The organism is Kitasatospora sp. NPDC088861 (genome assembly GCF_044750105.1).
GTDB lineage: Bacteria > Actinomycetota > Actinomycetes > Streptomycetales > Streptomycetaceae > Kitasatospora.
In genome coordinates this window covers 65,896-91,137 of record NZ_JBIVJF010000005.1, presented here as the reverse complement: position 1 = coordinate 91,137, position 25,242 = coordinate 65,896, and the positions used below count along the sequence as shown (strand labels likewise).

Here is a 25,242-nt window from a genome sequence, read left to right as displayed (position 1 = left end):
GGGGCCGCGACCTCGGACGTCAGGCCCGCCGGGTCGCCCGCAGCGAGTTGCCGTCCCGCCGAACCCGGAGGAAGAGCACCGTCAGCGCCACGACGGTGAGCGTCACCAGGATCCCGGTCTCGACGAGCTGGATCGGCACGAAGTGCCCGACGGGGTGGTACTCGATCCAGTTGCTCGTGGCATCCTCGCAGCCCTTCGTCCGATCGCCGTCCCAGCAGAACTCGTTCGAGGCCCACCGGCCGTCCTGGAGCACGACCCCGCGGTCGATCAGCCACGCGTTGTTGGGCTGCCCGAAATAAACGCCGCGCGGGGCCAGCTCCCTGACCGACGGGTAGAAGGAGGCGCGGTTCCACCGGAGCAGGCCGTGGACGACCGCCAGCAGCACGCCGGTGGCCAGGACCGAGGCCACCGTGCGGCGCAGCAGCTGCCCGACCAGCAGGCCCAGCACCAGCGCGAACAGCGACCAGGCGACCGGCACCACCCCGAGGACGGGGTAGGTGAGGCCCTGGAACGGCGGATCGAAGGTGAACGGGCGGCCGCCGATGTCCGCGCGCCACACCCAGGTCGCCAGGACGGCGAGCACCGCACCGGCGGTCAGCACCGCCAGTGCGGGCAGGGCGATCCGCGCGGTGAGCCAGCGCAGCGGGCTGACGGACTGGGTCCAGGCGAGGCGGACGGTTCCGCGCTCGTACTCCTGGGCGAGCATCGGGGCGCCGAGGAACATGCCGATCAGCAGGGGGACGGCGGCCAGGGCCGGCTGGAGCCACATCGTGTACAGGTAGGTGCGGCGGGTGATGGGCGCGACCATGCCCTGGCAGCCGGCGTTGGACCAGCTGACGATCTCGGAGCACTCGGCCCGGCGCAGATCCGCCATCAGCGGCTGGAGGGAGAAGTGCAGCCACAGCAGGGTGGCCGACGCGGTGACGACCAGGGCGGCGATCGCCCAGAGCGCGGTGCGGCTCTGGCGCCAGCTCAGCCAGATCAGGCCGCTCGGGCGGGGCGCGGTCCGCGGCTCGCGCGGTGGCGCCGCGGTGGTGGCGCGGTCGGCCAGGACGTTGGTGCTCATGCGGCGATCCCGTTCTCGGTCGTCTGGGCCTGCGTGCCCGGTCCGGTGGCGGCCCGGGCGGTGCCGGCCGGGGTCCGGAGGTAGCCGAGCAGCAGCTCCTCCAGGCTCGGCCGGCCGCTCTCCCACGGGCCGTCCACCGGATCGCCGGTGCGGACCAGCGCGGCGATCCGGCGGCCGGTGGAGCGCTGTTCGACCAGGACGCCCTCGGGGAGCGCGCTGCCGGCCGGGCCGGTGAGCAGCTGGTGTCCGTCCAGCAGGTCCTCCACGTCGCCGCAGAGCCGGATCCGCCCGGACTGCACCAGCAGCAGGTAGTCGATGACGCCGTCCAGCTCGGGGATGATGTGCGAGGAGACCACGATGGTGGTGCCGCGCTCGGCGGCCTCGGCCATCAGGGTGCCCATCAGCTGGTGCCGGGCCAGCGGGTCGAGGTCGGACATCGGCTCGTCGAGCAGCAGCAGGTCGGGGCGCTTGCCGAGGGCGAGCGCCAGGGCGACCCGGGTGCGCTGGCCGCCGGAGAGCGAACCGATCTTCACCCTCATCCTCAACTCGCCCTGATCTATGACCCGTTGAGCGAGGTCCTGGTCCCAGGACGGGTTCAGCTCCCGGCCGAGCCGCAGGGTCTCGGCCACCGTGAAGCCGGGGTAGAGCGGCTTGTCCTGGGCCACGTACGCGACCCGGGCGCGCAGGTCCTCGGTGGTGGCGGGCTGACCGAACACCCGCAGCTCGCCCTCAGTGGGGGTGAGCAGACGGGCGGCGATGCCGAGCAGGGTGCTCTTGCCCGCACCGTTGGGGCCGGCCACCCCGCAGATCCGCCCGGCCGGGACGGCGAACGTGCAGTCGCGCAGCGCCCACTCGCCCCGGTAGCGCTTGCCCAGGCCGTCGGCCGCGAGCGCCGCCGGAGCCCCCGGCGCCGCCGCCGCCGCTGCCGCTGCCGGTGCCGGTGCTGTGTTCATCGGGTCGTCCACCCGGTCCCCCCACTGTCCTCTAACTCGGTGTTTCCGGGGAGACCCCGGTGTCGAATCGCTGCTCCAGAACGGAGGCCATCAGCGCGGCGATGTCCTCACGCTCCAGTCCGACCTCGCGGGCCCGGTCCACCCAGCCGACCAGGTCCGCGCGCAACGGCCCGTCGGCGGCCGCCTCCGGCCGGGCGAGCGAGCGCCGGACGAAGGTGCCGAGCCCCGGCCGGGGCTCGACCAGGCCCTCGCGTTCCAGTTCGCGGTAGGCCTTCAGCACGGTGTTCGGGTTGATCGCGGTCAGCTCGACGACCTCCCGCGCGGTCGGTAGCTTGTCCCCGGGCTGGAGCAGCCCGAGCCGCAAGGCCTGCTTGGTCTGCTGAACGATCTGCTGGTAGGTGGAGACGCCGCTGCGCCGCTCGATGCGGTACTCGATCACACGCGATTCGACCTTTCACTAGTCCAATAGTGGAATAGTGACCCACTGCGGCACCCGGGTCAAGCCGGACCGGGGGCCCGGCGATGCGGACGATCAGGGCCGTCGCAGCAGCAGGAGGGAGTCCTGGTCGACGACCCGCCGGTAGCCGAGCTGCTCGTACTCGACCAGCATCCGGGCGGTGTCGGCGGTCGCACACGGGGCCTGCACGCTCGGGTCCGTCCGGTCCACGACCACCCACTCGGGCCCCGGCCCGGTCGGCGCCTGGCAGACCAGGGTGACGGTGGCCCGGCCGGTCAGCTGCGCGGCGAGGCGGTTGGAGGCGGCGACGGCCGCGCCGTCGGGTATCGAGCCGAGCAGCGCCCGGGTGTACGCGAGCCGGGGCGAGGTGCGCCACGCCTCGGGCATCACCACCTCGTGCAGCGGATAGACCGGCACCGTCACGGCCGCCACCAGGGCGCTGAAGGCGAGCGCGTGCCGCGCCCGGCGCGGGTCGGTGCGGGTCAGGGCGTCCACCAGCGCGGCGATCACCAGCGGCATCAGCACCGCGCTGTAGTGGTAACTGACGCCCCAGTAGTGCGGGTTGGCCGAGAGCAGCCGCCAGCCCAGGGTGGGCACGCAGAGCAGGACCAGCGGCGAGCGCAGCCCGAGGAAGCCCGCGGTGGCGGCGAGCAGGAAGAGCAGCAGCCACTTGATCGGGGGCCAGCCGATCCGGGCCGCCAGGGACCAGGGCGAGGGCCGCCCGCCGCCGTCCAACTGCTGCCAGTAGTCGAACCCGCCGTGCGGGTTGAACGAGGGCAGCACCACCGTCACGGTGAGCACGGTGGCCGCGACCCCGACGCCCGCGAGCACGAGCCCCGGCAGCGGGCCGCGCCGGCCGCACCCGCCCTGGCGGGCCCGCCAGGCGATCAGCAGGCCGAAGGTGGCCACGGTCAGGCCCAGGTCCTCCTTGACCAGCAGCAGCGGCAGCGACCACAGCGCCGCGGCCAGGTGGCGGCGCCGACCGAGCGCGGCGGCTGCGAAGGCCAACAGCGGTACGGCGAAGGCGATTTCATGGAAGTCGTCACTGACGGCCCGGACGATCCCCCAGGACGCCCCGGTCACGCATCCGATCACCAGGGCGACCCGCGGCCCGCCCGCCTCGTACGCCCACCGGGTGAGCGGCACGACCGCCAGCGCCATCAGCAGCGCCTGGGCGACCAGCAGGGTGACGGCCCCCGGGAACAACCGGTAGACCGGAGCGAGCACGGCGATCAGCGGGTGGAAGTGGTCCCCGAGCAGGTGGTAACCGGGCCCCTTGAGCGGCACGATCGGCGCCTGCCCGTGCGCGTATGCGCGGATGGCCTGCTCGAAGATGCCCAGGTCGTAGGCCTTGCTCAGGCCGCGCCGGTAGCGGTTGACGGCGACGCAGGTGTAGAGCGCGGCGAACCCCGCGGCCAGGCCCCAGGCCAGGACGGCAGGTCGACGCGGCGGACGGAACAGACGCATCGGCAAAGTACCCTTTCACTATTCGATTAGTGGAAGGGTGGTGGAAGGGCACACCGTCGTCAACCCCGGTCCGACCGCGCCGACCGGGCCTCCGACCTGCCCGGATGCGGTCCGCTAGGCGGCTGATGTGGAGCCTGTGGAGCCCGCCGGCTCCGTGGGACTCAGGACCGCACGGCCTCCGGGTCGCGGCCGAAGAAGCCGGCGAGCCGGTCGTACGGCGGGGCGTCCTCCGGAACGGCGACCTCTGGACCGAAGGCGTGCTGCTCCTCCTCGGCGCCGCGGTACCCGGGCGTGAGGGCGCCGCGGGCCCAGGCCAGGGCGGCGAGAGCCACCTCATGGTCCAGCCCCTCGGTGGACTGGTCGGTGGCATGGGCCAAGTCCCAGTCGTGGACGGCGAATTCGGCGATCTGCTGGTCCACCGGGAAGCGGGCCGGCAGGGCGCCGACGCCGGGGACCTCCAGCGTGCCGGTGAGGTCGCCCGCCGCCCGCCAGGCGTCGACCAGTTCCTCGGCGCCGGCCTCGAAGGCGTGCAGCCAGTCCTCCTCCACCCGCTCGAAGGGCTGCGACCAGTCCGGCTGCCCGCCCCCGGCCCGGACGGTGAACTGCCGCAGGTCGAACAGCAGATGGCTGACCAGGTCGCCGACGTCCCAGGAGCGGCAGGCCGTCGGGTGCCCAGCCAGCTCGACGCCGACACCGTCGATCAGCCCGGCGGTCTGCGCGAGGGCCCGGGCGAGCAGGTCGATCGGGTCTTCCGCTGCGGTCATGGCACACCTCTCGGTCGGGAGCGCGTCGCCGGCGTGGCCGGGTGCGGTCGGGAGCACCGCTCGGACCGGGCGATCGTAAACGCGTCCGTCGACGACCGCCCGCCACGACACCGGCCCGGTGGTCGCACCACCGGGCCGGTCTCCGTACTGCGACGTGCCGCGAGCTGTCAGGCCTGAACTGTCAGGCCGCGAACCCGCCGTCCACCGCGAGCTCCGCGCCCGTGACGTACCGGCCGTCCTCGCCCGCCAGGTAGGCGACGGCGGCGGCGACGTCCGCGCCCGCGCCGAAGCGGCCGAGTGCGGTCAGGCTGTTCTGGAGCTCGGCGGCCTCACCGTCCGCCGGGTTCATGTCGGTGTCGATCGGGCCGGGGTGGACCACGTTCGCGGTGATCCCGCGCGGGCCGAGCTCCCTGGCCAGCGCCTTGGTCAGGCCGATCATCGCCGCCTTGCTGAGCGAGTAGACGGTGGCGCCGGGGAAGGCGACCCGCTTGGCGATGCAGCTGCCGATGGTGACGATCCGCCCGCCGTCGGCCAGGTGCGCGGAGGCGGCCTGGGCGAACAGGAACGGCGCCCGGACGTTCACCTCCAGGACCCGGTCGACGTCGTCGAGCGCCAGGTCACCGATCGGGCCGAGGACACCGACGCCCGCGTTGTTCACCAGGACGTCCAGCCGCCCGAACCGCTCCGCGACCTCCGCGACCACGGCCTGCACCGCCTGCGGGTCGGCGCAGTCCGCGCGGACCGCCCAGCCGCGGCGCCCCATCGCGGTGATCTTCGCCGCGACCTCCTCGGCCCGCTCGGCCCCGCCCTGGTAGGTCAGGGCGACGTCGGCGCCCTCCTCGGCCAGCCGCAGCGCGACCGCCGCCCCGATCCCCCGGCTGCCGCCGGTCACCAGGGCCACCTTGCCGTCGAGCTTCGCCGCACCGTTCATCGTCATATCTCCAGAACTCCTCATTCGGATGTGATCCGACTCGTTCCGATCAGAACCCCCGGTTCCGATCTCGGACATGACTCGATCCTGGGCCTCGGCGCCGGAAAGCTCCGGCGGTATTCAGACGTCGCGTTCAACCTTCAACTATCTCCCGAAGCGCCCGCGCACACGGCCTCACGCCCGCTCGCACGCCCCCTCCCGGTAGTACGAGCCGACCGCTGGCTGCCCCGTGTAGTTCGGCCCCGCCGCCGGGTCGGCCCCGGCGTACCGGAACGGCAAGTCCACCTCCCGCCCGCCGTCCAGGACCAGCAGGTGCCGCCGCGCCCGGTACTCGAACCCGGCCCCCCGCAGTGCCGCCACCACCGCGCGGGCCGCGCTGGACCCGTCGGACCGGCGCACCGAGTCCGGGTCGAAGTGAGCGGCGAAGCGGCCGTCGGGGGCCAGCCAGGAGGCAGCGCGGGCGACGGCGCCGAGCTGGTCGCCGAGGTAGTGCAGCCCATGCACACAGGTGATCAGGTCGTAACACCGGCCGGGTGCCCAGTCCGCGACCGCCGCCGTGACCAGCCGCAGGTTCGGCAGGGCCGCCGCGTCCGGCGGCGGGGTCATCGGGCCGACCAGGTCGACGCCGGTCAGCTCGGCGCCCACGGGCAGCCGGCGCGCGGCCTCCGCCAGCGCCCGGCCCTCGCCGCTGCACAGGTCCAGCCAGCCGGGTGCCGCGCCGCCGCGCTCCGCCAGCCACCCGGCCGGGTCGAAGCCCAGCTCGCGCGCGTAGCTGTTCACCCCGCCGAGCCCGCGCTCGCGGTTCATCGTGCGGTTGGCCACCACGGAGGAGGCTGTCAGCTCACTGTCGCCGCTCAGTCGGATCATCCGCCGACCCTACCGACCCGGCCCCACGACCCCGTCAGACCGCGGAACCAGCCCCGATCGCGCCCGCCCCGGGCCGGACAGGGCCTGGCCCGCTCTCGCGCCCGACCCCGGAAACGCGCCGGGCCGAGCGGCCGGCCCCGGGGAGGGGCGGCCGCTCGGCGCGGGTGTGCGGAGGTGTCAGACGGTCAGGGTCTGGCCCGGGAAGATGAGATCCGGGTCGCCGCCGATGGTGCGGGCGTTCTTGCCGTACAGGTTGCCGGTGTCGGTACCGAACTTGGCCGCGATGCCGCTCAGCGTGTCGCCGCTCCTGACGGTGTAGCCGCCACCGGAGGTGTTCTTCTCCGAGGACGGCGCCGACTGCGCCGGCTTGGCCGACTGCTGCGGCTTCGACGCCTCCTGCTGCTTCGGCACCGGCTTGCTCTTCGGCGCCTGCGGGGCCTGCGGCGCCTGGGTCTTGGGCGTCTTGGCCTTGGGCGCCGGCTTGGCAGCCGGCTTCGAGGGTGCGGTGTCGGTGGTGTCGACGGCGGCCGGGGCGCCGCCCTTGCTCAGGCCCGCCTTGGCCGAGCAGACCGGCCACGCCCCGGGCCCCTGCGAGGCGAGGACCTTCTCGGCGACCGTGATCTGCTCCGCCTTGCTGGCCTGGTGGGCCTGGGGGGCGTAGGCGGTGCCGCCGTACGCCCTCCAGGTGCTGGGGGTGAACTGCAATCCGCCGGAGAAGCCGTTGCCGGTGCTGATGCTCCAGTTGCCGCCGCTCTCGCACTGGGCGACGGAGTCCCAGCTGGAGGTGGGCGCGGCGGAGGCCGAGGTGGCCGTGACGAGGCCGGCCACCGGCAGGGCCGCGACGGCGGCGCCCGCGACGACCGCCATCCGCACGCGGTTGCGCTTGGTGGCGGTGGTGTCGGTGGCAGCGGCGGTCTCGTGACGGGAAGTCATATAAGTCCTCTCGGCAAGCCCCGGGCGGGCAGGCGGAACCAGACCCATGACGGGCCGATAGTCGCGCTCACCTCGCTCGACGGGCGGCCGGACACGTCTGGGACGCGCCGTGCCGCCCCGGCCACCTCCACTCGCCGACGACCTGTTCGAGCTGGTCGCGTCGGCGGGCACGGCCCTCGCGCCGGGGGTCAGGTCGGCGGGCCATGCGTCGGGGTGAACCCGGGTGGTGCTCGTTGCACCGCCAATGAAGCTACGGGCCACCTCGGGGTGCAGCAAGCAATTCTTGGTCTCCGCAGGTCAGTTGACTGTTACCGGCGGTATTGATCAAGGTGCCGCGCCCAGTTCGACCAGGTTTGACCACATTTTCAAGATCAACTGATCAACTTTCACGCCCCCCTTCACCTCTGTCCACCTGTGAGCCCGAGCACACCATCCACCCACCGCGACGACGAGCTGACGCACCGTCACCACTGAAGCCGGAGTTCCCCGTTCCGTCGGGCCATCTGGTGGCATCCGCCACACCCGACACGCTCCGCGACCGGTCGGACGCGTTCAGTCCCGGGCGCCGAGCTCCGCGTCCCGCGCCAACAGCGCCGCCTGCACCCGGTTCTCACAGCCCAACTTGGCCAGGATCCGGCTGACGTACGTCTTCACCGTCGCCTCGCTCATGTGGATCCGCGCCCCCGCGTCCGCGTTGGACAGCCCCTCGCCGAGCAGCGCCAGCACCTCCAACTCGCGCGGCGTCAGCACCTCCAGCCGGCGCCGGGCCTCCGCACCCCGGGCGGCCGCCGAACCGCTGCGCCCGGAGGCCAGCGAGTCGACGATGTGCCGGGTGGCGGCCGGGGACAGGAAGGCGTACCCGCCGGCCGCCGCGCGCACCGCCTGGATCAGCTCGTGCGGCGCCGTGTCCTTGAGCAGGAATCCGGCGCCGCCCTCGGTCACGGCGCGCAGGACGTTCTCGCGCTCCCCGAAGGTGGTGAGGATCAGCGCCCGCGCGCCGGGTGCGACCCTCGGCAGCTCCGCGAGCGCCGTCAGCCCGTCCATCACCGGCATCTGAATGTCCAGCAGCACCACGTCCACCCCGTGCGCCCGGGCCAGCTCCAGCGCCTCCCGCCCGTCGGCGGCCTCGGCGACCACCTCGATGTCGGCGGCAGAGCCCAGGATCATCCTGATCCCGGCGCGGATGAGCGGCTCGTCGTCGGCGACGAGGACTCGGATCACGGCTGGTCATTCCCCTCGAACGGTGCTGCGGCAGGAACACCATCCTCACATCCGGCCGAACCCCGCGCCCCACCCGGTCAGAGCGGTCAGGACGGTCAGAGCGATCAGGGCGGTCAGGACTTCGTGAGGTAGTGCTCCTTCTCCACCAGCACCCCGTCCTTGAAGCAGAACCGCATCACATTGTCCTGGCCCCAGGCGTCGCTGAGGTCACCGGACAGGTACCAGCGGCAGTGCGCGCCCTCCGGGGGCTTCGGCCCGCTGCCCCGGTAGTCGTCGGTGAAGAAGGTGTTCCCCGGCGGCAGCCGGTGCAGCACGTCGGCCTCGGGCGTGCCGGTCTCCAGCCCGTCGTACACCGACTTCGGCACCGTCGCGTCGTCGGTGCCCTGGACGAAGGCCACCACGCCCCAGATCAGCAGCCCCAGCACGGTCAGGCCGACCGCCCCCACCCCGACCGCGCAGCCGATCGCCGGACTGCGCCGCCCCTCCTCCGCCCCGACGACCGGCGGCAGGCCGTCCAGCACCCAGTCGTCGACCCCGGCGATCGCCGCGGCCCCGTCGCCCGTGCCCTCCGCCCCCTCGTACGGCAGCACGCCGGCCAGCCGGAACCCCTGGTCCGGCGTCGGCCCGGCGTGCACCATGCCACCGACCAGCCGGGCCCGCTCCCGCAGGCCGGTCAGCCCCTGGCCGCCGCTGACCGCCGGGCCCGCGCCGGCGCGCACGCCCACGGGCTCCGGGGCGCACGGGTTGACCACCTCCACCACCAGCGCGTCCGGCTCGTACCGGAGCGCGACGGTGATCGGCGCGCCGGGGGCGTGCTTGTGCGCGTTGGTGAGCGCCTCCTGCACCATCCGATACGCCGCGTGGTCCACCGCGGCGGCCAGCGGACGCGGCTCGCCCTCCCGGGAGAAGGAGACCCGCGCCCCGGCCGCCCGCGAGGAGTCGACCAGCCCCTCGATCCCGTCCACCCCGCCCCGGGCCGGGGACGCGTCCGTCGCCGGCCGCACCGCCGTCGACTCGTCGTGCAGGACGCCGACCACCTCGCGCAGCTCCCGCATCGCCGCGACCGCCGCCTGCCGCAGCACCCCGACCGCCTCGCGCTGCCGGTCGTTGAGCGTACGGTCCACCTCCAGCGCGCCGGAGTGCACGGAGATCAGCGCCAGCTGGTGGCCCAGGCTGTCGTGCATGTCCTGGGCGATCCGGTGCCGCTCGCGCAGCCGGGCCTGGTGCACCACCATGACCCGCTCGCGCACCAGCTGGTCGTTGCGCTCGCGCAGCGCGTCCAGCAGGGCGCGGCGCTGGGCCCGGTAGCGGCCCCACAGCGCGGGCAGCACGGCGACCAGCAGGAAGCCGCCGAGCGAGAGCCCGACGATCAGCTTGGGCGAGGCCGAGCCGGCGTCCTTCAGCACCCCGGTCACCATGAACAGCACCCAGCTCAGCACGAAGGTGCCGACCAGCGCGGTGACCCGGCGCAGCCTCGCCCCGGCCGACCAGCCGGCGCAGACCAGCAGCAGCATCGGGCCGACGGCCCAACCGGCCGCGGCCGAGGTGAGCAGCAGCACGGTCGCCGGGAAGGCCGGCCGCAGCACCCACAGCAGCGCGACCCCCAGCCCCACCAGGACGGGGTGGCCGGCACCGGCGGCCACCTCCAGCAGGGCCGCGACCCCGCCCATCAGCAGGGCCAGCGCGCCCTGGCCCACCACCCGCCGGGGCGGCCAGGGCCCGGGAAACGCCGTCCGTACCGCCTTCTTCCAGGCCCGCGCCATCGCATCCACCCGTCGAGGCTATCGGGCCGCGCCACCCGACCGCCGCCACCGTTCGTCGCCCCCGCCCCCGACGAAAGTCGCCGCTCACGGCGTTCGAGGCACCTCCGTGGGCACCCCCGTGGACACGCCCGTGGAGTCGTCCTCACCGAAGGCCATGAGCAGCAGCGCCACGTCGTCCACCCGGTGCGAGGAGCCGACCTCGCGCAGGATCCGTTCCGCCAGCAGCTCCAGGCCGTCCGGCCCCTGCGCCCCGCCGCGCCCGAGCGCGGCCCGCAGCAGGTCCACCCCCTGGTCGATCGCCATCGCCGGATCCTCCACCAGCCCGTCCGTGTACAGCGCGACCACCGTGCCGGGCGCCAGGCGCAGCTCGCTGACCGGGTACTCGGCCTGTTCCTCCACGCCCAGCAGCGGCCCGCCCGGCACATACAGCGCCTCGGCCCACCCGTCCGGGAAGCGCAGCACCGGTGGCAGGTGCCCGGCCCGGGCGATCCGGGCGCGGCCGTCGGCGGGGGTGAGGCGGACGAGGCAGCAGCTGGCGAGCAGTCCGGGGTCGAGGTCGAGGAGGAGCCGATTGGTGCGGGCGAGCACCTGGTCGGGCGGGTCGCCGCCGGTGGCGAAGGCGCGGACGGCGCTGCGCAGCTGGCCCATGGTGGCGGCCGCGCCGACGCTGTGGCCCTCGACGTCGCCGATCACCAGGGTGACGTCCCCGCCGGTGACGATCGCGTCGTACCAGTCGCCGCCGATCTCCATGCCCTGGGTACCGGGCAGGTAGCGGGCGGCGATCCGGATGCCGGGCACGTCCGGGAGGCGGTGCGGCAGCAGCGCCTGCTGGAGGCCGCGGGCCAGGGCGAACTCGGCGTCGTACAGCCGGGCCCGTTCCAGGGCCTGGGCGATGAAGCCGCCGAGGGCGGTGAGCAGGCCGCGGTCCTCCGCGGTGAAGGGGCGCGGCCGGTCGAAGCCGAGGATGCAGCTGCCGACGGGGTGGCCGGAGGCGATCAGCGGCAGGAAGGCCCAGGCGCCCATGTCGTCGAGCGCGATGCCGGGGTAGGCGGCGGCGAGTTCGCGGACCGATTCGAAGAAGATCGGGGTGCCGGTGCTGAGCGTCTCCGCGCCGGGGATGCGGGCGGCGACCGGGGTGCCCTCGAAGCCGTCCAGGAAGCCGTCCGGGTAGCCGGTCTGCGAGATCAGGTGCAGGTGTTTGTCGCGCACCCCGTAGATGGCGAGCTCCTGGCCGCCGAAGGCCGGCAGGATCTCCTCGGCCACGGCCCGGCAGACCTCGCGCACGCTGACCGCCTCGGTGAGCGCGCTGGCGAGCTGGAGCAGGTGGTAGGTGCCGCCGATGCCGGCGGGGGCACCGGTCGGGGTGGCGCCGCGGGCCGCGGACGGCGGGGGCGCGGCCCTCGGTTCGGCCGCGCCCGGCGGGGCTTCCGCGGCCACCACCCGGCCGGTGACGCCGTGCGTGTCGGGGTAGAGCGAGAAGGCGAGCCAGCCGTCCGGCGGGCGGGCGGCCAGGAAGGCGGTGGGCTGCTGGGAGAGCAGGGCGGCCCGGTAGCGGTTCTCGAAGAAGGGGTCGGCGAGCCAGGGCAGCACGTCCCACAGGTGGTGGCCGACCAGGTCCTCGCGGCGCGCCTGGAGCAGCGGCTCGGTGGCGCGGTTGGCGTAGCTGACCCGGCCGTCCGGGTCGAGTGAGAAGACGCCCTCGCGCAGTCGCTCGACGGCGGCCGCGGCCGCGGTGAGGGTGCGGGCGTCCAGCACGGCGCCGACCAGATGGGTGCGGCCGTCCGAGATCGCCGCAGGCACCCGCGCCCAGAGCTCCACCGGGTACGGGTGGCCGTCCGGCCCGAGCACCCGGACCCTGGCCGCCAGCACCTCGCCCCGGGCCAGGGCGGTCCGGGCGGCGGCCCGGAACTCGGGCAGGTCACCGGGGGCGATCCGGCTGCCGAGGGCGGCCACCGTGCCGTCGAACTCGTCGGGTTCGAGGCCGAAGATCGCGAGGAACTGCTCGTCGGCGGCCAGCGCCCCGGTGGCGACGTTCCAGTCGAACATCCCGACCCGGCAGGTCGGCGCGGACGGCGGCGGCAGCTCGACCACGGCCGCGTCGCCGCCCGGCTCCACGGGGTGCCCGGCCGCCGCCAGGCCCGCCAGCCCGGCGGCCAGCCGCTCGGCCACCTCCGCCAGCCGCGACGGGGCGTCCTCCGGGACGCCATCGTCGGAGGCCGGCCAGAACACGCTGAGCACCCCGAACCGCTCCTCGCCGCCCGCCACCGGCACGCAGGCGGAGGCGAAGTCGTACGGCATGCCGACCGCGAGCTGCGGGAAGCGCCGCATGGTGTCCTCGGTGTCGGCCAGGGTGACGGTCCGCCCGGTGCGGAAGCTGACGGCGACGGGCAGCGGGCCGGCGGCGGCGATCCGCCGGAACGGGCTCATGATCGACAGCGGTACGCCCGCGATCGTGCAGAGCACCAGCGAGCGGCCGTCCCGCGAGCGCAGGTACACCATCGCCCCGTACGCCCCGGTGCCGCCGAGCGCCCGGCGGACGGCGCCCGCCAGCAGGTCGTCCCGCTCGGCCGCCGCCGGGGCGGCGTGGGGCTCCAGCGGCCGGTGCGGGCCGGGCGGCGCCGCCCGGTCACGGCCGCCCGCGTGCGGATGGCGCATGCTCTTTTGCTACGCCGGGCCCCGGGGCGTGTCAAGGCGAGCCCTCCGGGGCCCCGGATGCCCGTCGGCCCCGGTTGCGCCAGCATGGACGGCATGCCGACCGCCTCCGGCCGCACCACCGTGGTCAACCTCAAGGGCCACCGCGACGACCCCTCCTGCGCCGACGTCGTCTACGTCGGCCGCGCCATGCACCGCGGCGGCTGGCACCTGTCCGAATCCCCGCTGCACTGCCCCTACCGCCCCGGCCCCGACCTCACCCGCGAGCAGATGGTCGCCGACTACCGCGCCTACCTCCTCGCCCGCCCCGACCTGCTCGCCCTCGTCCCGCCCCTGCGCGGCCACCGCCTCGGCTGCTGGTGCGCCCCGCTCCCCTGCCACGCCGACGTCCTCGCCGACCTCGCCGACCACCCCCCGCACCACTGACGGGCGCGCGCCTCACAGCCCGGAGAGATCGGCCTCCACCGCGTACGGCACCACGCCCTCGACCTGACCGGTGAACAACTCGCCCACCCGGTACGAACCGCTCGCCGCGTCCAGCACGTAGGTGTGGACGATCGGGACGCCGCCGGAGACCTGCTCGACCCGCCAGTGGAACGGGATGCCCGCCTTGGCGTACTGGCCCGGCTTGACCACCCGGTCGGTGGTCTCCGAACCCGGTGGGACGACCTCGACGAGCAGCAGCACGTCCGCGGGTCTGGTGGGCGACTCGTCGATCGTGTCCGCCCGGTAGACCACCACGTCCGGGCGACGGTTGTTCAGCGGCACGTCCTGGAGCCTGACGTCGAAGTCCGTGTCGGCATTCCACTCGGCGCCGCCGGCCGCGTCCAGGGCGTTCGCCAGGAACCGCGCGAGCCGGTTGTGCCGTTTGGAGGCGCTCGGGCTCACGACCACCGTCCCGTCGACGATCTCGATGCCCGCGCACTGCTCCACGGTCCAGGAGTCGTACTGCTCGCTGGTGATCTGCCGGTGCATCCACTCGGGTGCGATCATCTCGGCCGTCACGCCGTACCTCCCCCGGGGCTGCTGGGCGGGCCTGTGCTGTGGGCCTCAGCCCAGTACGCCCCGGTCGGGGTTTCGGGTGGTTCGGGGGCTGTTCGATATCCTCCGGGCGAGTGGTGGCGCGTGGGGCGCCATGGGGGAGGTGGGAGCCGGTATGCAGTCGCCGTCGTCCGAGGGGCCCGTGCGCGAGGCCTCGTGGCAGTGGGACGGGGAGGCGGACGGCGCCGCGCGGGAGCCCGTGGACGTGGTCGGCGGGGGCGGGGACGGGCCGCGGCTGAGCCGGCGCGGGCTGCTGGCGGGGGCCGGGGTGCTGGCGGCGGGCGCGGCGGTGTGGGCGTTCGGCCGTTCGGGTGCGGACCAGCCGGCTCCGCCGCCGAAGCCGCGGCCGACCGCGCTGTCCGGGCCGACCCCGCTGTGGACGTACCGGGGGCCGGAGGCGATGACCCCGGAGCGGCTGACCGGCCCGCCGACCCGGCCGGTGTTCCTGTCCCGGGCCGGGCTCCAGGTCCTGGACCCGGCCACCGGCGAGCCCGCGCGGCTGCTCACCGTCGACCCACCGCGCGGGAACTGGCCGAGCGACCTGGAGGTGCTGGGCAAGGTGGTGCTCGGGCCGGACCGGGTCTTCACCACCTCCCCGGGCCACCTGGACGCCCGCCACCTCGGCGACCCCGCCGCCGACTGGAGCCTGCCACTGCCCGACGACCTACAGGGCTCCGTCCAGTTGTCCGGCTTCGACGACGGCACCCTGTACGGCTACGTCTGGGACTGGTCGCAGGAGAGCTCGACGCCGAACGGCCGGCTCTTCGCCGTCCGGGTCGCGGACCGCTCGGTGCTGTGGCACCTCTCCATCGACCGCAACGAGCGGCCGTTCACCCCGGTCACCGCGCCCGGCGGCCGCCTCCCGTGCCTGCGCAACCTGGGCGACGGCAGCGAGCTGGTGGTCCGGGACGCCGCCGACGGCCGGGAGCTGTGGACGGCCCCCAACACCGGCGGCCTGAGCTGGTGCGTCTGCGGCCCGGTGCACCTCTACCTCCCCGACGGCGCCGACGGCGTCCGTGCGCTGTGCCCCGGCGGCGAGCCGGCCTGGACGGTCTCTCCCGCCCGGGGCGAGTCGTGGCGGGCGATGGCCCTGGTCTCCGACGGCCCGCGGGTCTACCTGACCCGCGACAACGGCCTGGTCACCGGGCACGACGCGGTCACCGGCGCACGGCAGTGGGCCTACCGGCTGCCGTTCCTGCTGGACCGCCGCAGCCATCCGCTGGTGGTCGGCGGCACGCTGTTCGTCCCCGGCCCGGCGGCCGCCGGGGTGTGCGCGATCGACACCGCGAGCGGCACGCCGCGCTGGACGTTCCTCGACTCGGGCCCCGGCAAGGACGTCTGGTCGCTCGCCGTCGACGCGAACCACCTCTACGTCGGCCACGACGACGTCCTGCACGCCCTCCCGCTCACCTGACCGCCCGGCACGACAGCACGACAGGATGGCCTGATGCAGGTGCACCCGATCTCCCCCGACCGGCTGGCCGACGTGCTCGCCGACCGCATCGCCGCGCTGTCCGACCCCGGCGGCCGGTGGCTGCGGGTCGCGGTGGACGGCGCGCCCGCCGCCCGCCCCGACGTGCTCGCCGACGCCCTGGTGGAGCCGCTGCGGTTGCGCGGCCGTCCCGCGCTGCGGGTGTCGGCGGCGGGCTTCCTGCGCCCGGCCTCGATCCGGCTGGAGTACGGCCACCAGGACGCGGACGCCTTCCACGACCTCTGGCTGGACGACCGCGCCCTGCTGCGCGAGGTACTGGACCCGCTGGAGCCCGGTGCCAGCGGCCGCGTCCTGCCCTCGCTGCGCGACCCGGTGACGGACCGCTCGACCCGCGCCGCGTACGCCGAACTGCCGCCCGGCGGCGTGCTGTTGCTGGACGGCGCGCTGCTGCTCGGCCGCTGGCTGCCGCTGGAGCTGGCCGTCCACCTCGCGCTCACCCCGACCGCCCTGGCCCGCCGCACGCCCGCCGACCAGCAGTGGACGCTGCCCGCCTTCGCCCGCTACGAGGCGGAGACCGGCCCGGCCGAGGCCGCCGACGTCACCGTCCGGGTGGACGACCCGCGTCATCCGGCCCTGGTCGAGCGGACCTGACACCCGTACCGGCCGGGGCCGGGCCGCGCTGGCAGTAGGGGCACCAGTACGCCACCCGGTCCTGCGGGGGCGTGCCCTGGCGGGCGGTCCGCACGAGGGTGCCGCAGCGCGGGCAGGGGCGGCCGGCCCGGCCGTAGACCCAGTGCTGGTGGCCGCGCCGGGTGTCGCCGGTGGTGACGTGGCCGGGGCGCAGCCGGTTGGCGTCGAGGATCTCCCGGGCCCGCTCCACCAGCCGGTCGGGGCGCGGGAGTTGGCCGACCTCGGTCCACGGGGTGACGCCGGCCAGGTAGCAGAGTTCGGCGGCGTAGACGTTGCCGATGCCGGCGAGGTTGCGCTGGTCGAGCAGCGCCTCGGCGAGCGGGCGGCCGGGGTGGGCGAGCAGCCGGCGGACGGCCTCCACCGGGTCCCAGTCGGGGCCGAGCAGGTCGGGGCCGAGGTGGCCGACGGCGCGTTGCTCGTCGGCGGTGCGCAGCAGGTCGACGACGGGCAGCCGGTAGCCGACGGCGGTGCCCCGCTCGGTGCCGAGGACGGCGCGGATCTGCCAGGCGGGGCCGCCGGACCAGCGCTCGCCAGGCCGGTAGACCTCCCAGCGGCCGTCCATCCGCAGGTGGGTGTGCAGGGTGAGGCCGCCTTCGAGGCGGGTGAGCAGGTGCTTGCCGCGCGGGGCGACCTCCAGCACCCGGCGGCCGGCGAGGACGGCGGTGGCGTGCGCGGGCACCCGCAGGTCGGCGCTGGTCAGCACCTGCCCGGCGAGGGCCTCGTGCAGCCGGGCCGCCGCGCGGTAGACGGAGTCACCTTCTGGCATGCCTCCATCCTCCACCGCGCGGCGGCCCGGCGGGGCGGCGCGCTACTCGGCCTCGGCCACCTGGCCCTCCCGGACGACGACGACCGGGCAGGACGCGTGCTCGGTGAGGTGGCGGCTGACCGAGCCGAGCAGCACGCCGGAGAAGCCGCCGAGGCCGCGGCTGCCGACGACGAGCAGCGCGGCGCCCTTGGCGGCCTCCAGCAGGGCCTGGGCGGCGTTGCCGGGCATCACGCTCTCGCTGATCCGCACGCCCGGGTCGTCGCCGACGACCCTGACGACGGTGTCGGAGAGGGTCTTGCCGGCCAGTTCCTCGGGGTTGAAGACCTCGGCGGACGGCACGCTCGGCGCGGCCCAGCCGTAGAACGCCGGGTACTCCCAGGCGGCGATCGCGGTGATGGTCCCGCCGACGGCCCGTGCGTAGTCGACCGCCCAGCGCAGCGCCTGCTCCGAGGCGGGCGAGCCGTCCACGCCGACGACGATCCGGGGGTTGGCACTCATGGCGTTACTCCTTGGCGCTCAGTTCCTGCTCGGTCCCGACACCCCGAACATAGATCAAATCGGGCGTGTGGTCGATATTTGCCACGCCGTGATCGGCGTTTTGCATTCAGATCGATGGCAATAGGCCTGGCCGATCTGCGGTTCTGCGGTTCTGCGGTTCTGCGGTTCTGCGGTTCTGCGGTTCTGCGAGGATGCCCGGGCACCGACCCCTCCCTGACGGCTCAACTCCGGTAAGCGGCCCAGGAGTCGGCCATCCGCTGGACCTGGCCAGGGGTGAACTGGCTCATGCAGGAGTCGTAGCTGTAGTCCATGAAGTTGTGGATCGGGTCCAGGCCGGGCCCGGTGCAGGTGTGACGGCCCTCGGGGCAGCCGTAGGCGGGCGTGCGCTCGGGCGGGGTGTCGTCCACGTAGTCGCCCGGGGGCAGGCAGCCGCCCTGGAAGGTGTGGAACAGGCCGAGCCAGTGGCCGATCTCGTGGGTGGCGCTGCTGCCCTCGTTGTAGTGGGCGGCGGCGCCGCCGGGCAGGGAGGCGTCGAGGACGACCACGCCGTCGTCGGCGGGGTTCGAGCGGAAGGCGCCCGGGAAGGTCGACCAGCCGAGCAGGGACTGGCCGAGCTTGGCGGTGTAGAGGTTGAGGGTGCCCGCGTCGCCCTTGCGCAGCGCACTCTTCATCGCCGCCTCGGCCCCGGAGCCGGGAGTGATGCCGTCGTACCAGGAGGCGTTGTCGGTGTAGTCGGTGCCGGCCAGCTCGAAGTGGAACTGGCTGGGGGTGTTGCCGTCGCCCTGGCCGCCGTAGGTCGCGTTGAGGTGGTCGATCTGGGCGGCGACGACGCCCCCGTCGAGCCGGCCGGCGTCACCGGCGTGGATCACGTGGACGAAGACCGGCACCGTCGTCGGGGCGCCGATCCGGGCGTGGGCGGAGGAGAGCTGGGCGAGCCGGTCGTCGAGGTCCGCCTGCATCGCCCGGGCCTCGGCGGCGGTGACGGCGTTCGGGTCCTGCCCCGCCTGGCCGCCGGCCGGCTTGCGGGCGGCGGCGTCGGAGTCGGAGCCCGCACAGGCCGCGGTCACGGCGGCCGCGGCGGTCACGGCGGCGGAGTGCGGGGCCGGGGCGGCGAGCTGGCTGAGACCGGTGGCCGCGACCAGCGCGGCGGCCCAGGGGAACAGACGGGGGGCACGCGAGCGCACCCGGGCAGTACGGCGCATCTGCGCTCCTGACAAGGGAGTTGACGGAGTGTCGGCCGCGCCCCGGGCCCGCCCGGCTCGGCGCGGACCCGCCGAGACTACGACGCGGCGAAGACGATCTCCCGCAGGGCGCGCGCGGCGGCCCGGTCGAGTACCACGGCCGACGCACAGCCCTCCGGCGGCCGCCCGGCCCCAGTGAGCCGGCGCCGCAGCCTGTCGACGGCGGCCCGGTGCCGGAGGAAGGCGTAGCGGGAGACGCCCTGCCCCCGGCTCTGCTGGCCCTCCCGCGCCTCGGCCGGTTCGGCGTCCAGCAGCAGCAGGTGCACCCGGCGGCCCTGCCGGGCGGCGGTGCGGGTCAGCCAGAACCGCACCCAGGACAGCGAGCCGCAGTCGTGGACGGCGAGCGGCCCGCCGGCCAGCACCGCGCGCCGCAGCCGCCGGTAGTGCGCGATCCGCGCCAGCGGGCGGTAGAGGGCGTACGGGAGGCGGCCGGGCAGCCTGGCCGCGTACTCCTCGCGGACCAGTTGGGAGTCGACCAGCGGGGCGCGCACGCAGCGGCGCATCAGGGTGCTCTTGCCGCTGCCGGGCAGCCCGGAGACGACCAGCAGGTCGCCGACGGGGTAGTGCAACGCCACGGGGGCGGGGCCGGCCCGCAGGTCGTGCAGGCCGGGCTGCACCCGTAAGGCCTGCCGGGCGGCGGCGAGGCCCCGTCCAGGGGGCGGCGGCACCCGGGGTGCCGCCGCCTCCGCCGTTCTCGTCCTGGTCACCGGTCCTCCCCGCGCCGTTCCCTCCCTCGGAGCATTACGCATTCCCAAGAGCGAGTAAAGAGCGGTGGTCGCCGGGCCCGGCCGGCCGGTGCCGGATCAGGGCGTGCCGTGCGGGCGGGTCAGCCGAGCTGGGGGGCGACCCGGGAGGCGATGAGCTCCAGGTGGTCGAGGTCGTCCAGGTCCAGGATCTGCAGGTAGACCCGCTCGCTGCCGACGTCCGCGTACCGGCCGATCTTCTCGGCGACCTCGTCCGGGGTACCGGCCAGGCCGTTGGCCTTCAGCTCGTCCACGTCCCGGCCGATCACGGCCGCCCGGCGGGCCACCTCGGCGTCGTCGCGGCCGACGCAGGCCACCAGGGCGTTGGAGTACACCAGGTCGCCGACCGAGCGCCCGGCCTGCTCGACGGCGGCCTTGACCCGGCCGAACTGGGCGGCGCTGTCCTCCACCGAGGCGAACGGCAGGTTGAACTCGTCGGCGAAGCGGGCGGCCAGCGCCGGGGTCCGCTTCGGGCCGAGCCCGCCGACCAGCACCGGGATCCGGTCCTGGGCCGGCTTGGGCAGCGCCGGCGAGCCGGTCAGCGTGTAGTACTCGCCGGCGAAGTCGAAGGTGTCGCCGAGCTTGGTGTTCCACAGGCCGGTGATGATCGCCAGCTGCTCCTCCAGCCTCCCGAACTTCTCCTTCGGGAAGGGGATGCCGTAGGCGGCGTGCTCGGCCTCGTACCAGCCGGCGCCGAGGCCGAACTCGACCCGGCCGCCGCTCATCGCGTCCACCTGGGCGACCTGGATCGCGGTGACGCCGGGCAGGCGGAAGGTGGCGGCGGTCATCAGGGTGCCGAGGCGGATGGTGCGGGTGTCGCGGGCGAGGCCGGCCAGGGTGATCCAGGCGTCGGTCGGCCCGGGCAGGCCGTCGACGTCGCCCATCTTCAGGTAGTGGTCGGAGCGGAAGAAGGCACTGAAGACGCCCAGGTCCTCGGCGGCCCGGGCGACCGCCAGGAGGGTGTCGTAGCTCGCGCCCTGCTGCGGTTCGGTGAAGATGCGGAGATCCATGCGGACCATTCTGGTACAGACCACCCGCGGATCGGCGCAGAGAACCGGCCAAGCCGCCGAAGCTCCCGAAGGTGGCCAAGGTCTCAGCACGGAACCGTCACGAGCCGCCGGTCCGGCCGACCCGCTCGCCTACCGTGGACGGATGTTCGCCACCCCCGACGAGTCCTTCCGGCGCTCCCCCGACGAGCCGGCCGGCTGCCCGCTGCCCGGCATCGTCGCCGCGTTCACGCCACGGCTGGCCGAGTTCGCCTTCGAGCCGGGCTTCGTCGCGATGGTCGACCAGCACGTCGCGATGCTGCGCGAACTGCTGTACGCACAGGGGCCGGAGCTGGCGCCCCGGCCCCTGGACCGTGAGGAACTGTCGGACTACGCGCTCGGCTTCCTGGACGCGCTCACCGAGATCGGCTGGCGGGAGCCGGTGGGGTACGACTACGCGGTGCACCGGCTGACCGCGATCTGCTGGCTGGTGCGCGAGCAGGGCCTGCTGCGGGCCTGAACCCGCCGCGGGTCGCTGCCTAGGGCGTGTTTCATAATTCGCGTCGGATCAGCGCGCGGCGTTGGGCGCCCGGCTGGGCGTGCCGGCGAAGCGTCCTCGTACTGGGCCGTACTTGGACGTTTCGCCGGTGCGTCCAGGCGGGATGCCCGGCGTCGCGCGCCCGGCGGGAATTATGAAACACGCCCTAGCTCGGCCGGTCGCCCGGGCGGCCCGGGTCGATGCCGGGCGGCGGCGGGGTGGTGCCCGGAGCGGCCTGGGTGGTCGGCCGGGCCGGCTGGTTGGCCAGCACGTCCGCCCGGCCCGCCTGGTAGGCGCTGCCGCGCAGTTTGGCGCTCTCCTGCTCGGCGTGGTCCAGCCAGCGCTCCCAGCGCTGGCGCATCGGCAGGATCAGGCCGCCGCCGACACCCACCACCAGCACACCGGCGATCGTGGCGAGCGCCGCGATCAGCACCGGTCCGGTGATCGCGGTGGCGATCCCGGCCTGGCCGAGCGCCGCGATCACGCCCAGCGCGACGATGAACGCCCAGGCGATCGTGGCGACCGTCCGGCCGTACGAGGCGCCGGCGAGCGCGTTGCGCACGATGTCGCGGACGCCGTTGGCGATGGCCATCGCGACCACCACGATCGCGACCGCCACGATGCCCCTGGGCAGCCAGGCGACGATGCTGTGGATCATCACGCTGATCGGGTTCGGGCCGAAGACACCGAACGCCAGTTGCAGCACCATCAGCAGGATCGCGTAGTAGACGATCTTGCAGATGATGCCGGTCATGTCGTAGTTCGACCCGCTCAGGTGGCGGGCCATCCCGGCCCGCTCGGCGACCCGCTCCGAGCCGACCTTGCGCAGCACACGGTCCAGGACCTTGGCGATCGCCTTCGCCACGATCCAGCCGATGACCAGGATCGCCAGGAAGGCGATGAACTGCGGGATGAATTTCGCGATCTTGGACCAGGCGTCGGTGAAACCCGATCCGAAGTCCACGGAGAGTGCGAGCTGCTGAGCCACGGAGTCCTCCACTCGGTGACACGGCGCCACGAGCGGCGCGTGCGGCCCCCCACCCTTCGTGGATAGCAGCACCCCGCCCGGCCCGCGCGCGCCTGGTCCCCGGGCTGCTCCCCCCGGGTGAAACGGGCCCGTAGACGCCCCGCGTAAAGTGATGTTCAAGGGCACGGGACGGGGGCGGGACGGGACGGGACGGTGCGGGTGTGAGCAGCGACACGGTGGACGGCGGCACGACGACCGGCAGCACGGCCGGGCACCCGGCACTGCGCTGGCGGGTGCGGCCCGAGGCGGCGCGCGCCGCCGTCCTGGTGCTGCACGGCGGCGAGGAGCACAACCTCTCCCGGCCCGGTCCGGTCAACCTGCCGCTGCTGCGGATGCACGGCTTCCTGCGCTCCCTCGCCAAGGACACCGCCAGCGCCGACGTGGCCGTCGGCACCGTCCGCTACCGCCACCGGGGCTGGAACGGGCAGCGCGCCGACGCCGCGCTGGACGCCCTCGCCGCCCTCGACGAGCTGGCTCGGGAGCTGGGCGAGGTGCCGACCGTCCTGATCGGGCACTCGATGGGCGGGCGCGCGGCCCTGCGGGCCGGCGGCCACCCGGCCGTCACCGGCCTGGTCGCCCTCGCCCCCTGGTGCCCGGCCGAGGATCCGTGCGAGCAACTGGCCGGACGGGACGTGCTCCTGCTGCACGGCGACCGCGACAAGGTCACCCCGCCCGCCGAGACCCGGGCCTTCGCCGCCCGCAGCCGGGCCGCCGGCGCCCGCGTCTGCGGCTACACCGTCACCGGCAGCGGCCACGCCATGCTCCAGCGCATCCCCGACTGGCACCGGGCCACCACCCGCCTGGCCACCGCCCTGCTCGGCCTGCGCCCGCTCCCCGCCGAGACCGCCTCCGCCCTCGCCCTCCCGCCCGCCTCCCCCGAGGCCCTCACCCTCGCCCTGCCCCGCCAGCCGCGCGACTGACCCGGCGCGGACCGGCGGGCGCGCAGCGGCGCGGGGTCAGCGGGCCAGGCGGCCGAGGAGCGCGGAGGCCGCGGTGATGCCGAGCACGGTGGCCAGGGTCAGGACGGCGAAGTCGAGCGGGAGGTGGGCGCGGGTGCCGATCAGCAGGCCGCGCAGGGCGTCGACCTGGTAGCTGAGCGGGTTGGCCCGGCTGACCACCTGGAGCCAGCCCGGCATCAGGTCCACCGGGTAGAGGGCGTTGGAGCCGAAGAAGAGCGGCATCGTGATCGCCTGGCCGATGCCCATCAGGCGGTCACGGGTGAGCACGATGCCGGCGATGGTCATCGAGAGGCAGGAGAAGAACGCCGAGCCGAGCAGCACGGCGACCACGACCCCGAGCAGCCGCAGCGGGTTCCAGGTCATCGCGACTCCGAGCAGAGCGGCGATCACCACCACGACGACGGCCTGGATCACCGCCTTCACCCCGGCGGCGAAGGCCTTGCCGGTCACCAGCGCGGCGCGCGGGGTGGGGGTGACCAGCAGTTTGGTGAGCACCCCGGAGTCCCGCTCCCAGATGATCATGATGCCGTAGAAGATCGCGATGAACATGGCGGACTGGGCGATGATCCCGGGGGCCAGGAAGTCCAGGTAGGGGATGCCGCCGGTGGGGATGGCCTTGAGCCGGGTGAAGGTCTCCCCGAAGATCAGCAGCCACAGCGCGGGCTGCACGGCCCGGGTGTAGAGCTCGGTGCGGTCGTGGCGCAGCTTCTGCAGTTCGACGGTGCACATCGCCAGCGTCCGGGCGGGCACCAGCCGCCAGCCGGTGCGGGCGCGCGGGGGGACCAGCAGCAGGCCGAGGTCGGGACGGGCGGCGGTCGCGGCGGCAGCGGCAGCGGCGGGGCCCGGGGGCTCAGCCGACGCGGGAGGCGGTGCGGCGGGTACGGCGGACATCGCTGAACTCTCCTTCCGGAGCCTCGCCGGGGGCCAGCTCGCGGCCCGCGAAGTGGCGGAACACGTCGTCCAGACTGGGGTCGGCGAGCTGCGGATCCTGCGCGCGGACCACGGTCTTCAGTTCCTCGGTGGTGCCGAGCGCACGGATCCGGCCACGGTCCATCAGGGCGATCCGGTCGCAGTAGCGGTCGGCCTCGTCCATGTAGTGGGTGGTGACCAGCACGGTCATCCCGGTGGCCTGCCGGACCGCCTCGACACACTCCCAGACGCCGGTGCGGGCGATCGGGTCCAGGCCGATGGTGGGCTCGTCCATCACCAGCAGGCGCGGGGCGCTGACCAGGGCCTGGGCGAGCTCCAGCCGGCGGACCATGCCGCCGGAGTAGGTGCCGGCCATCCGGTCGGCCGCCTCGGCGAGGCCGACGGCGGCCAGCGCCTGGGCGACCCGCTCGCGGCGCTCGCCGTGCGACACGTCGAAGACGCGGGCGAACAGCGCGACGTTCTCCCGACCGGTCAGCCCGCCGTCCGCGGAGAGCTGCTGCGGCACGTAGCCGAGCAGCCGGCGGACCTCCATCCGCTGCCGGGCGGGGTCGTGGCCGAAGACCCGCACCATGCCGGCGCGGACCGGCAGCAGGGTGGTGATCGCCCGGATCGTGGTGGTCTTGCCCGCGCCGTTGGGGCCGAGCAGGCCGAACACCTCGCCGGTGCGCACCGTCAGGTCGACACCGTCGACGGCCTTGGTGCCGGCACCCTTCCCGCGCCCGTGGTGGAAGGTGTACTCCAGACCGCGGCAGGCCACCGCCGCGTCACCGTCGTCCTCCGGGAACGTCATCGCTCCTCCTCCCCCGGCTCACCGGGCCGGGTGCGCAGGCCCGTCGCCACCTCGCGCAGCGCGGGCACCGCGGCGGCCAGGGCCGCCCGGGAGTCGGCGGGCAGCCCGGCCACCACCTCCCCCACCAGCGCGGTGCGCCGGGCCCGCCAGACCGCGAGGCGTTCGACGGCCTCGTCGGTGGCGTACAGCAGGGCGGCCCGGCGGTCGGCCGGGTCCACCTCCCGGCGCAGCAGCCGCAGCGCGACCAGCTGGTTGACCAGGGTGGAGACCGAGTTGCCGGCGAGGCACAGCTCCTCGGCCGCGTCGGACACCCGCAGCCCGGGGGTGTCCATCACCAGGCGGAGCAGTTCGATCTGCGCTCCGCGGAGCCTCGGCTCGGTGAGTCCCTGCCGCAGCCGGCGGCGGACCAGGCGCTGGATGCCGACCAGCAGGGCGGAGAGTTCGTCGGCCACGTCGGGATCGGGGGTCGCCAGGAGGTCGGCGGCCGGTGCGGGGGCGAGCGTTTCCGGTGTCGCACTCATACCTCC

Annotated in this window: 26 protein-coding genes; 5 read left to right on the top strand and 21 right to left on the bottom strand. The window is 74.6% G+C overall.

Annotation, left to right across the window (positions count from 1 at the left end):
* Positions 1–19 precede the first annotated feature (19 nt).
* The 11 genes from ACIP37_RS11740 to ACIP37_RS11690 all read right to left on the bottom strand — a co-directional run bounded on the left by ACIP37_RS11740 (position 20) and on the right by ACIP37_RS11690 (position 13,077).
* Entirely contained in the window at positions 20–1,066 is a 1,047-nt protein-coding gene (locus ACIP37_RS11740; protein WP_400806083.1) for a hypothetical protein, read from the bottom strand.
* On the bottom strand, positions 1,063–2,019 hold the full coding sequence (locus ACIP37_RS11735; protein ID WP_400843729.1) for an ABC transporter ATP-binding protein: 957 nt from the start codon (positions 2,017–2,019) through the stop codon (positions 1,063–1,065). Before ACIP37_RS11735 ends, ACIP37_RS11740 begins: the two co-directional genes overlap by 4 nt.
* 31 nt (positions 2,020–2,050) lie before the next feature.
* Positions 2,051–2,458, bottom strand: a complete 408-nt coding sequence (locus ACIP37_RS11730) for a GntR family transcriptional regulator (protein WP_063350485.1) — start codon at positions 2,456–2,458, stop codon at positions 2,051–2,053.
* A gap of 93 nt (positions 2,459–2,551) precedes the next feature.
* Positions 2,552–3,943, bottom strand: coding sequence for a DUF2079 domain-containing protein (locus tag ACIP37_RS11725; protein WP_400843726.1), 1,392 nt, complete (start codon positions 3,941–3,943; stop codon positions 2,552–2,554).
* A 161-nt stretch (positions 3,944–4,104) separates the two neighbouring features.
* A complete protein-coding gene (locus ACIP37_RS11720; protein ID WP_363588479.1) occupies positions 4,105–4,707 on the bottom strand; it encodes a TIGR03086 family metal-binding protein in 603 nt (200 codons plus the stop codon).
* Positions 4,708–4,888: 181 nt separating this feature from the next.
* Positions 4,889–5,644, bottom strand: a complete 756-nt coding sequence (locus tag ACIP37_RS11715) for an SDR family NAD(P)-dependent oxidoreductase (RefSeq protein WP_400843722.1) — start codon at positions 5,642–5,644, stop codon at positions 4,889–4,891.
* 168 nt (positions 5,645–5,812) lie between these two features.
* Positions 5,813–6,505, bottom strand: coding sequence for a class I SAM-dependent methyltransferase (locus ACIP37_RS11710; RefSeq protein WP_400843719.1), 693 nt, complete (start codon positions 6,503–6,505; stop codon positions 5,813–5,815).
* Positions 6,506–6,682: 177 nt separating this feature from the next.
* Positions 6,683–7,438, bottom strand: a complete 756-nt coding sequence (locus ACIP37_RS11705) for a transglycosylase family protein (RefSeq protein WP_400843716.1) — start codon at positions 7,436–7,438, stop codon at positions 6,683–6,685.
* A gap of 552 nt (positions 7,439–7,990) precedes the next feature.
* On the bottom strand, positions 7,991–8,659 hold the full coding sequence (locus tag ACIP37_RS11700; RefSeq protein ID WP_363588483.1) for a response regulator transcription factor: 669 nt from the start codon (positions 8,657–8,659) through the stop codon (positions 7,991–7,993).
* Positions 8,660–8,772: 113 nt separating this feature from the next.
* Positions 8,773–10,422: a sensor histidine kinase gene (locus ACIP37_RS11695; RefSeq protein ID WP_363588510.1), complete on the bottom strand. Its 1,650-nt coding sequence runs from the start codon at positions 10,420–10,422 to the stop codon at positions 8,773–8,775.
* An 84-nt stretch (positions 10,423–10,506) separates the two neighbouring features.
* Positions 10,507–13,077: a SpoIIE family protein phosphatase gene (locus ACIP37_RS11690; RefSeq protein WP_400806098.1), complete on the bottom strand. Its 2,571-nt coding sequence runs from the start codon at positions 13,075–13,077 to the stop codon at positions 10,507–10,509.
* 93 nt (positions 13,078–13,170) lie between these two features.
* On the opposite strand from ACIP37_RS11690, the gene ACIP37_RS11685 reads away from it, so the two are divergent.
* The gene (locus ACIP37_RS11685; RefSeq protein ID WP_400806100.1) at positions 13,171–13,500 is read left to right on the top strand and encodes a DUF4326 domain-containing protein; all 330 of its coding nucleotides are present in this window, start codon (positions 13,171–13,173) and stop codon (positions 13,498–13,500) included.
* A gap of 12 nt (positions 13,501–13,512) precedes the next feature.
* On the opposite strand, the gene ACIP37_RS11680 is transcribed toward ACIP37_RS11685, so the two are convergent.
* Positions 13,513–14,079 carry a Uma2 family endonuclease gene (locus tag ACIP37_RS11680; RefSeq protein ID WP_400806102.1) on the bottom strand — a complete coding sequence of 189 codons (567 nt, stop codon included), beginning with the start codon at positions 14,077–14,079 and terminating at the stop codon, positions 13,513–13,515.
* Positions 14,080–14,230: 151 nt separating this feature from the next.
* Between ACIP37_RS11680 and ACIP37_RS11675 the strand changes: the two genes are divergently transcribed.
* Positions 14,231–15,529 (top strand): PQQ-binding-like beta-propeller repeat protein, encoded by a 1,299-nt coding sequence (locus ACIP37_RS11675; protein ID WP_400806104.1) that lies wholly within the window; start codon positions 14,231–14,233, stop codon positions 15,527–15,529.
* A gap of 33 nt (positions 15,530–15,562) precedes the next feature.
* Positions 15,563–16,198 carry a uridine kinase gene (locus ACIP37_RS11670; RefSeq protein WP_363588492.1) on the top strand — a complete coding sequence of 212 codons (636 nt, stop codon included), beginning with the start codon at positions 15,563–15,565 and terminating at the stop codon, positions 16,196–16,198.
* On the opposite strand, the gene ACIP37_RS11665 is transcribed toward ACIP37_RS11670, so the two are convergent.
* The 5 genes from ACIP37_RS11665 to ACIP37_RS11645 form a co-directional block, all read right to left on the bottom strand.
* Positions 16,146–17,003 (bottom strand): DNA-formamidopyrimidine glycosylase family protein, encoded by an 858-nt coding sequence (locus tag ACIP37_RS11665; protein ID WP_363588494.1) that lies wholly within the window; start codon positions 17,001–17,003, stop codon positions 16,146–16,148. The genes ACIP37_RS11670 and ACIP37_RS11665 overlap by 53 nt on opposite strands.
* Before the next feature lie 42 nt (positions 17,004–17,045).
* Positions 17,046–17,501 carry a universal stress protein gene (locus tag ACIP37_RS11660; RefSeq protein ID WP_363588496.1) on the bottom strand — a complete coding sequence of 152 codons (456 nt, stop codon included), beginning with the start codon at positions 17,499–17,501 and terminating at the stop codon, positions 17,046–17,048.
* A 221-nt stretch (positions 17,502–17,722) separates the two neighbouring features.
* Complete coding sequence (locus tag ACIP37_RS11655; protein WP_363588498.1) at positions 17,723–18,703, bottom strand: zinc metalloprotease; 981 nt, start codon at positions 18,701–18,703, stop codon at positions 17,723–17,725.
* 77 nt (positions 18,704–18,780) lie between these two features.
* On the bottom strand, positions 18,781–19,491 hold the full coding sequence (locus tag ACIP37_RS11650) for an AAA family ATPase (protein ID WP_400806109.1): 711 nt from the start codon (positions 19,489–19,491) through the stop codon (positions 18,781–18,783).
* 77 nt (positions 19,492–19,568) lie between these two features.
* Complete coding sequence (locus ACIP37_RS11645; protein ID WP_363588502.1) at positions 19,569–20,495, bottom strand: LLM class F420-dependent oxidoreductase; 927 nt, start codon at positions 20,493–20,495, stop codon at positions 19,569–19,571.
* Positions 20,496–20,637: 142 nt separating this feature from the next.
* Between ACIP37_RS11645 and ACIP37_RS11640 the strand changes: the two genes are divergently transcribed.
* Entirely contained in the window at positions 20,638–20,991 is a 354-nt protein-coding gene (locus tag ACIP37_RS11640) for a DUF6401 family natural product biosynthesis protein (RefSeq protein WP_363588504.1), read from the top strand.
* Positions 20,992–21,175: 184 nt separating this feature from the next.
* On the opposite strand, the gene ACIP37_RS11635 is transcribed toward ACIP37_RS11640, so the two are convergent.
* Entirely contained in the window at positions 21,176–21,997 is an 822-nt protein-coding gene (locus ACIP37_RS11635; RefSeq protein ID WP_363586591.1) for a mechanosensitive ion channel family protein, read from the bottom strand.
* A gap of 200 nt (positions 21,998–22,197) precedes the next feature.
* Here ACIP37_RS11635 and ACIP37_RS11630 point away from each other — a divergent pair, with 200 nt between their 5' ends.
* Positions 22,198–22,956 (top strand): alpha/beta hydrolase, encoded by a 759-nt coding sequence (locus ACIP37_RS11630; protein WP_400843712.1) that lies wholly within the window; start codon positions 22,198–22,200, stop codon positions 22,954–22,956.
* 36 nt (positions 22,957–22,992) lie between these two features.
* Here ACIP37_RS11630 and ACIP37_RS11625 read toward each other — a convergent pair whose 3' ends face one another.
* The 3 genes from ACIP37_RS11625 to ACIP37_RS11615 are packed head-to-tail and all read right to left on the bottom strand — an operon-like array spanning position 22,993 to position 25,236.
* A complete protein-coding gene (locus ACIP37_RS11625; protein ID WP_363630590.1) occupies positions 22,993–23,886 on the bottom strand; it encodes an ABC transporter permease in 894 nt (297 codons plus the stop codon).
* Positions 23,846–24,715 (bottom strand): ATP-binding cassette domain-containing protein, encoded by an 870-nt coding sequence (locus ACIP37_RS11620; RefSeq protein WP_363586594.1) that lies wholly within the window; start codon positions 24,713–24,715, stop codon positions 23,846–23,848. The genes ACIP37_RS11625 and ACIP37_RS11620 overlap by 41 nt, the downstream gene beginning before the upstream one ends.
* Positions 24,712–25,236, bottom strand: a complete 525-nt coding sequence (locus ACIP37_RS11615; RefSeq protein WP_363586595.1) for a MarR family transcriptional regulator — start codon at positions 25,234–25,236, stop codon at positions 24,712–24,714. Before ACIP37_RS11615 ends, ACIP37_RS11620 begins: the two co-directional genes overlap by 4 nt.
* Positions 25,237–25,242: the final 6 nt, after the last annotated feature.

Bases quoted from the DNA above. Each gene is read 5' to 3' on its own strand.
- ACIP37_RS11740 (WP_400806083.1), bottom strand. From the start codon at position 1,066: ATGAGCACCAACGTCCTGGCCGACCGCGCCACCACCGCGGCGCCACCG.
- ACIP37_RS11735 (WP_400843729.1), bottom strand. From the start codon at position 2,019: ATGAACACAGCACCGGCACCGGCAGCGGCAGCGGCGGCGGCGGCGCCG.
- ACIP37_RS11725 (WP_400843726.1), bottom strand. From the start codon at position 3,943: ATGCGTCTGTTCCGTCCGCCGCGTCGACCTGCCGTCCTGGCCTGGGGC.
- ACIP37_RS11720 (WP_363588479.1), bottom strand. From the start codon at position 4,707: ATGACCGCAGCGGAAGACCCGATCGACCTGCTCGCCCGGGCCCTCGCG.
- ACIP37_RS11715 (WP_400843722.1), bottom strand. From the start codon at position 5,644: ATGACGATGAACGGTGCGGCGAAGCTCGACGGCAAGGTGGCCCTGGTG.
- ACIP37_RS11710 (WP_400843719.1), bottom strand. From the start codon at position 6,505: ATGATCCGACTGAGCGGCGACAGTGAGCTGACAGCCTCCTCCGTGGTG.
- ACIP37_RS11705 (WP_400843716.1), bottom strand. From the start codon at position 7,438: ATGACTTCCCGTCACGAGACCGCCGCTGCCACCGACACCACCGCCACC.
- ACIP37_RS11695 (WP_363588510.1), bottom strand. From the start codon at position 10,422: ATGGCGCGGGCCTGGAAGAAGGCGGTACGGACGGCGTTTCCCGGGCCC.
- ACIP37_RS11690 (WP_400806098.1), bottom strand. From the start codon at position 13,077: ATGCGCCATCCGCACGCGGGCGGCCGTGACCGGGCGGCGCCGCCCGGC.
- ACIP37_RS11685 (WP_400806100.1), top strand. From the start codon at position 13,171: ATGCCGACCGCCTCCGGCCGCACCACCGTGGTCAACCTCAAGGGCCAC.
- ACIP37_RS11675 (WP_400806104.1), top strand. From the start codon at position 14,231: ATGCAGTCGCCGTCGTCCGAGGGGCCCGTGCGCGAGGCCTCGTGGCAG.
- ACIP37_RS11670 (WP_363588492.1), top strand. From the start codon at position 15,563: ATGCAGGTGCACCCGATCTCCCCCGACCGGCTGGCCGACGTGCTCGCC.
- ACIP37_RS11665 (WP_363588494.1), bottom strand. From the start codon at position 17,003: ATGCCAGAAGGTGACTCCGTCTACCGCGCGGCGGCCCGGCTGCACGAG.
- ACIP37_RS11660 (WP_363588496.1), bottom strand. From the start codon at position 17,501: ATGAGTGCCAACCCCCGGATCGTCGTCGGCGTGGACGGCTCGCCCGCC.
- ACIP37_RS11655 (WP_363588498.1), bottom strand. From the start codon at position 18,703: ATGCGCCGTACTGCCCGGGTGCGCTCGCGTGCCCCCCGTCTGTTCCCC.
- ACIP37_RS11650 (WP_400806109.1), bottom strand. From the start codon at position 19,491: ATGCGTAATGCTCCGAGGGAGGGAACGGCGCGGGGAGGACCGGTGACC.
- ACIP37_RS11645 (WP_363588502.1), bottom strand. From the start codon at position 20,495: ATGGATCTCCGCATCTTCACCGAACCGCAGCAGGGCGCGAGCTACGAC.
- ACIP37_RS11640 (WP_363588504.1), top strand. From the start codon at position 20,638: ATGTTCGCCACCCCCGACGAGTCCTTCCGGCGCTCCCCCGACGAGCCG.
- ACIP37_RS11625 (WP_363630590.1), bottom strand. From the start codon at position 23,886: ATGTCCGCCGTACCCGCCGCACCGCCTCCCGCGTCGGCTGAGCCCCCG.
- ACIP37_RS11620 (WP_363586594.1), bottom strand. From the start codon at position 24,715: ATGACGTTCCCGGAGGACGACGGTGACGCGGCGGTGGCCTGCCGCGGT.
- ACIP37_RS11615 (WP_363586595.1), bottom strand. From the start codon at position 25,236: ATGAGTGCGACACCGGAAACGCTCGCCCCCGCACCGGCCGCCGACCTC.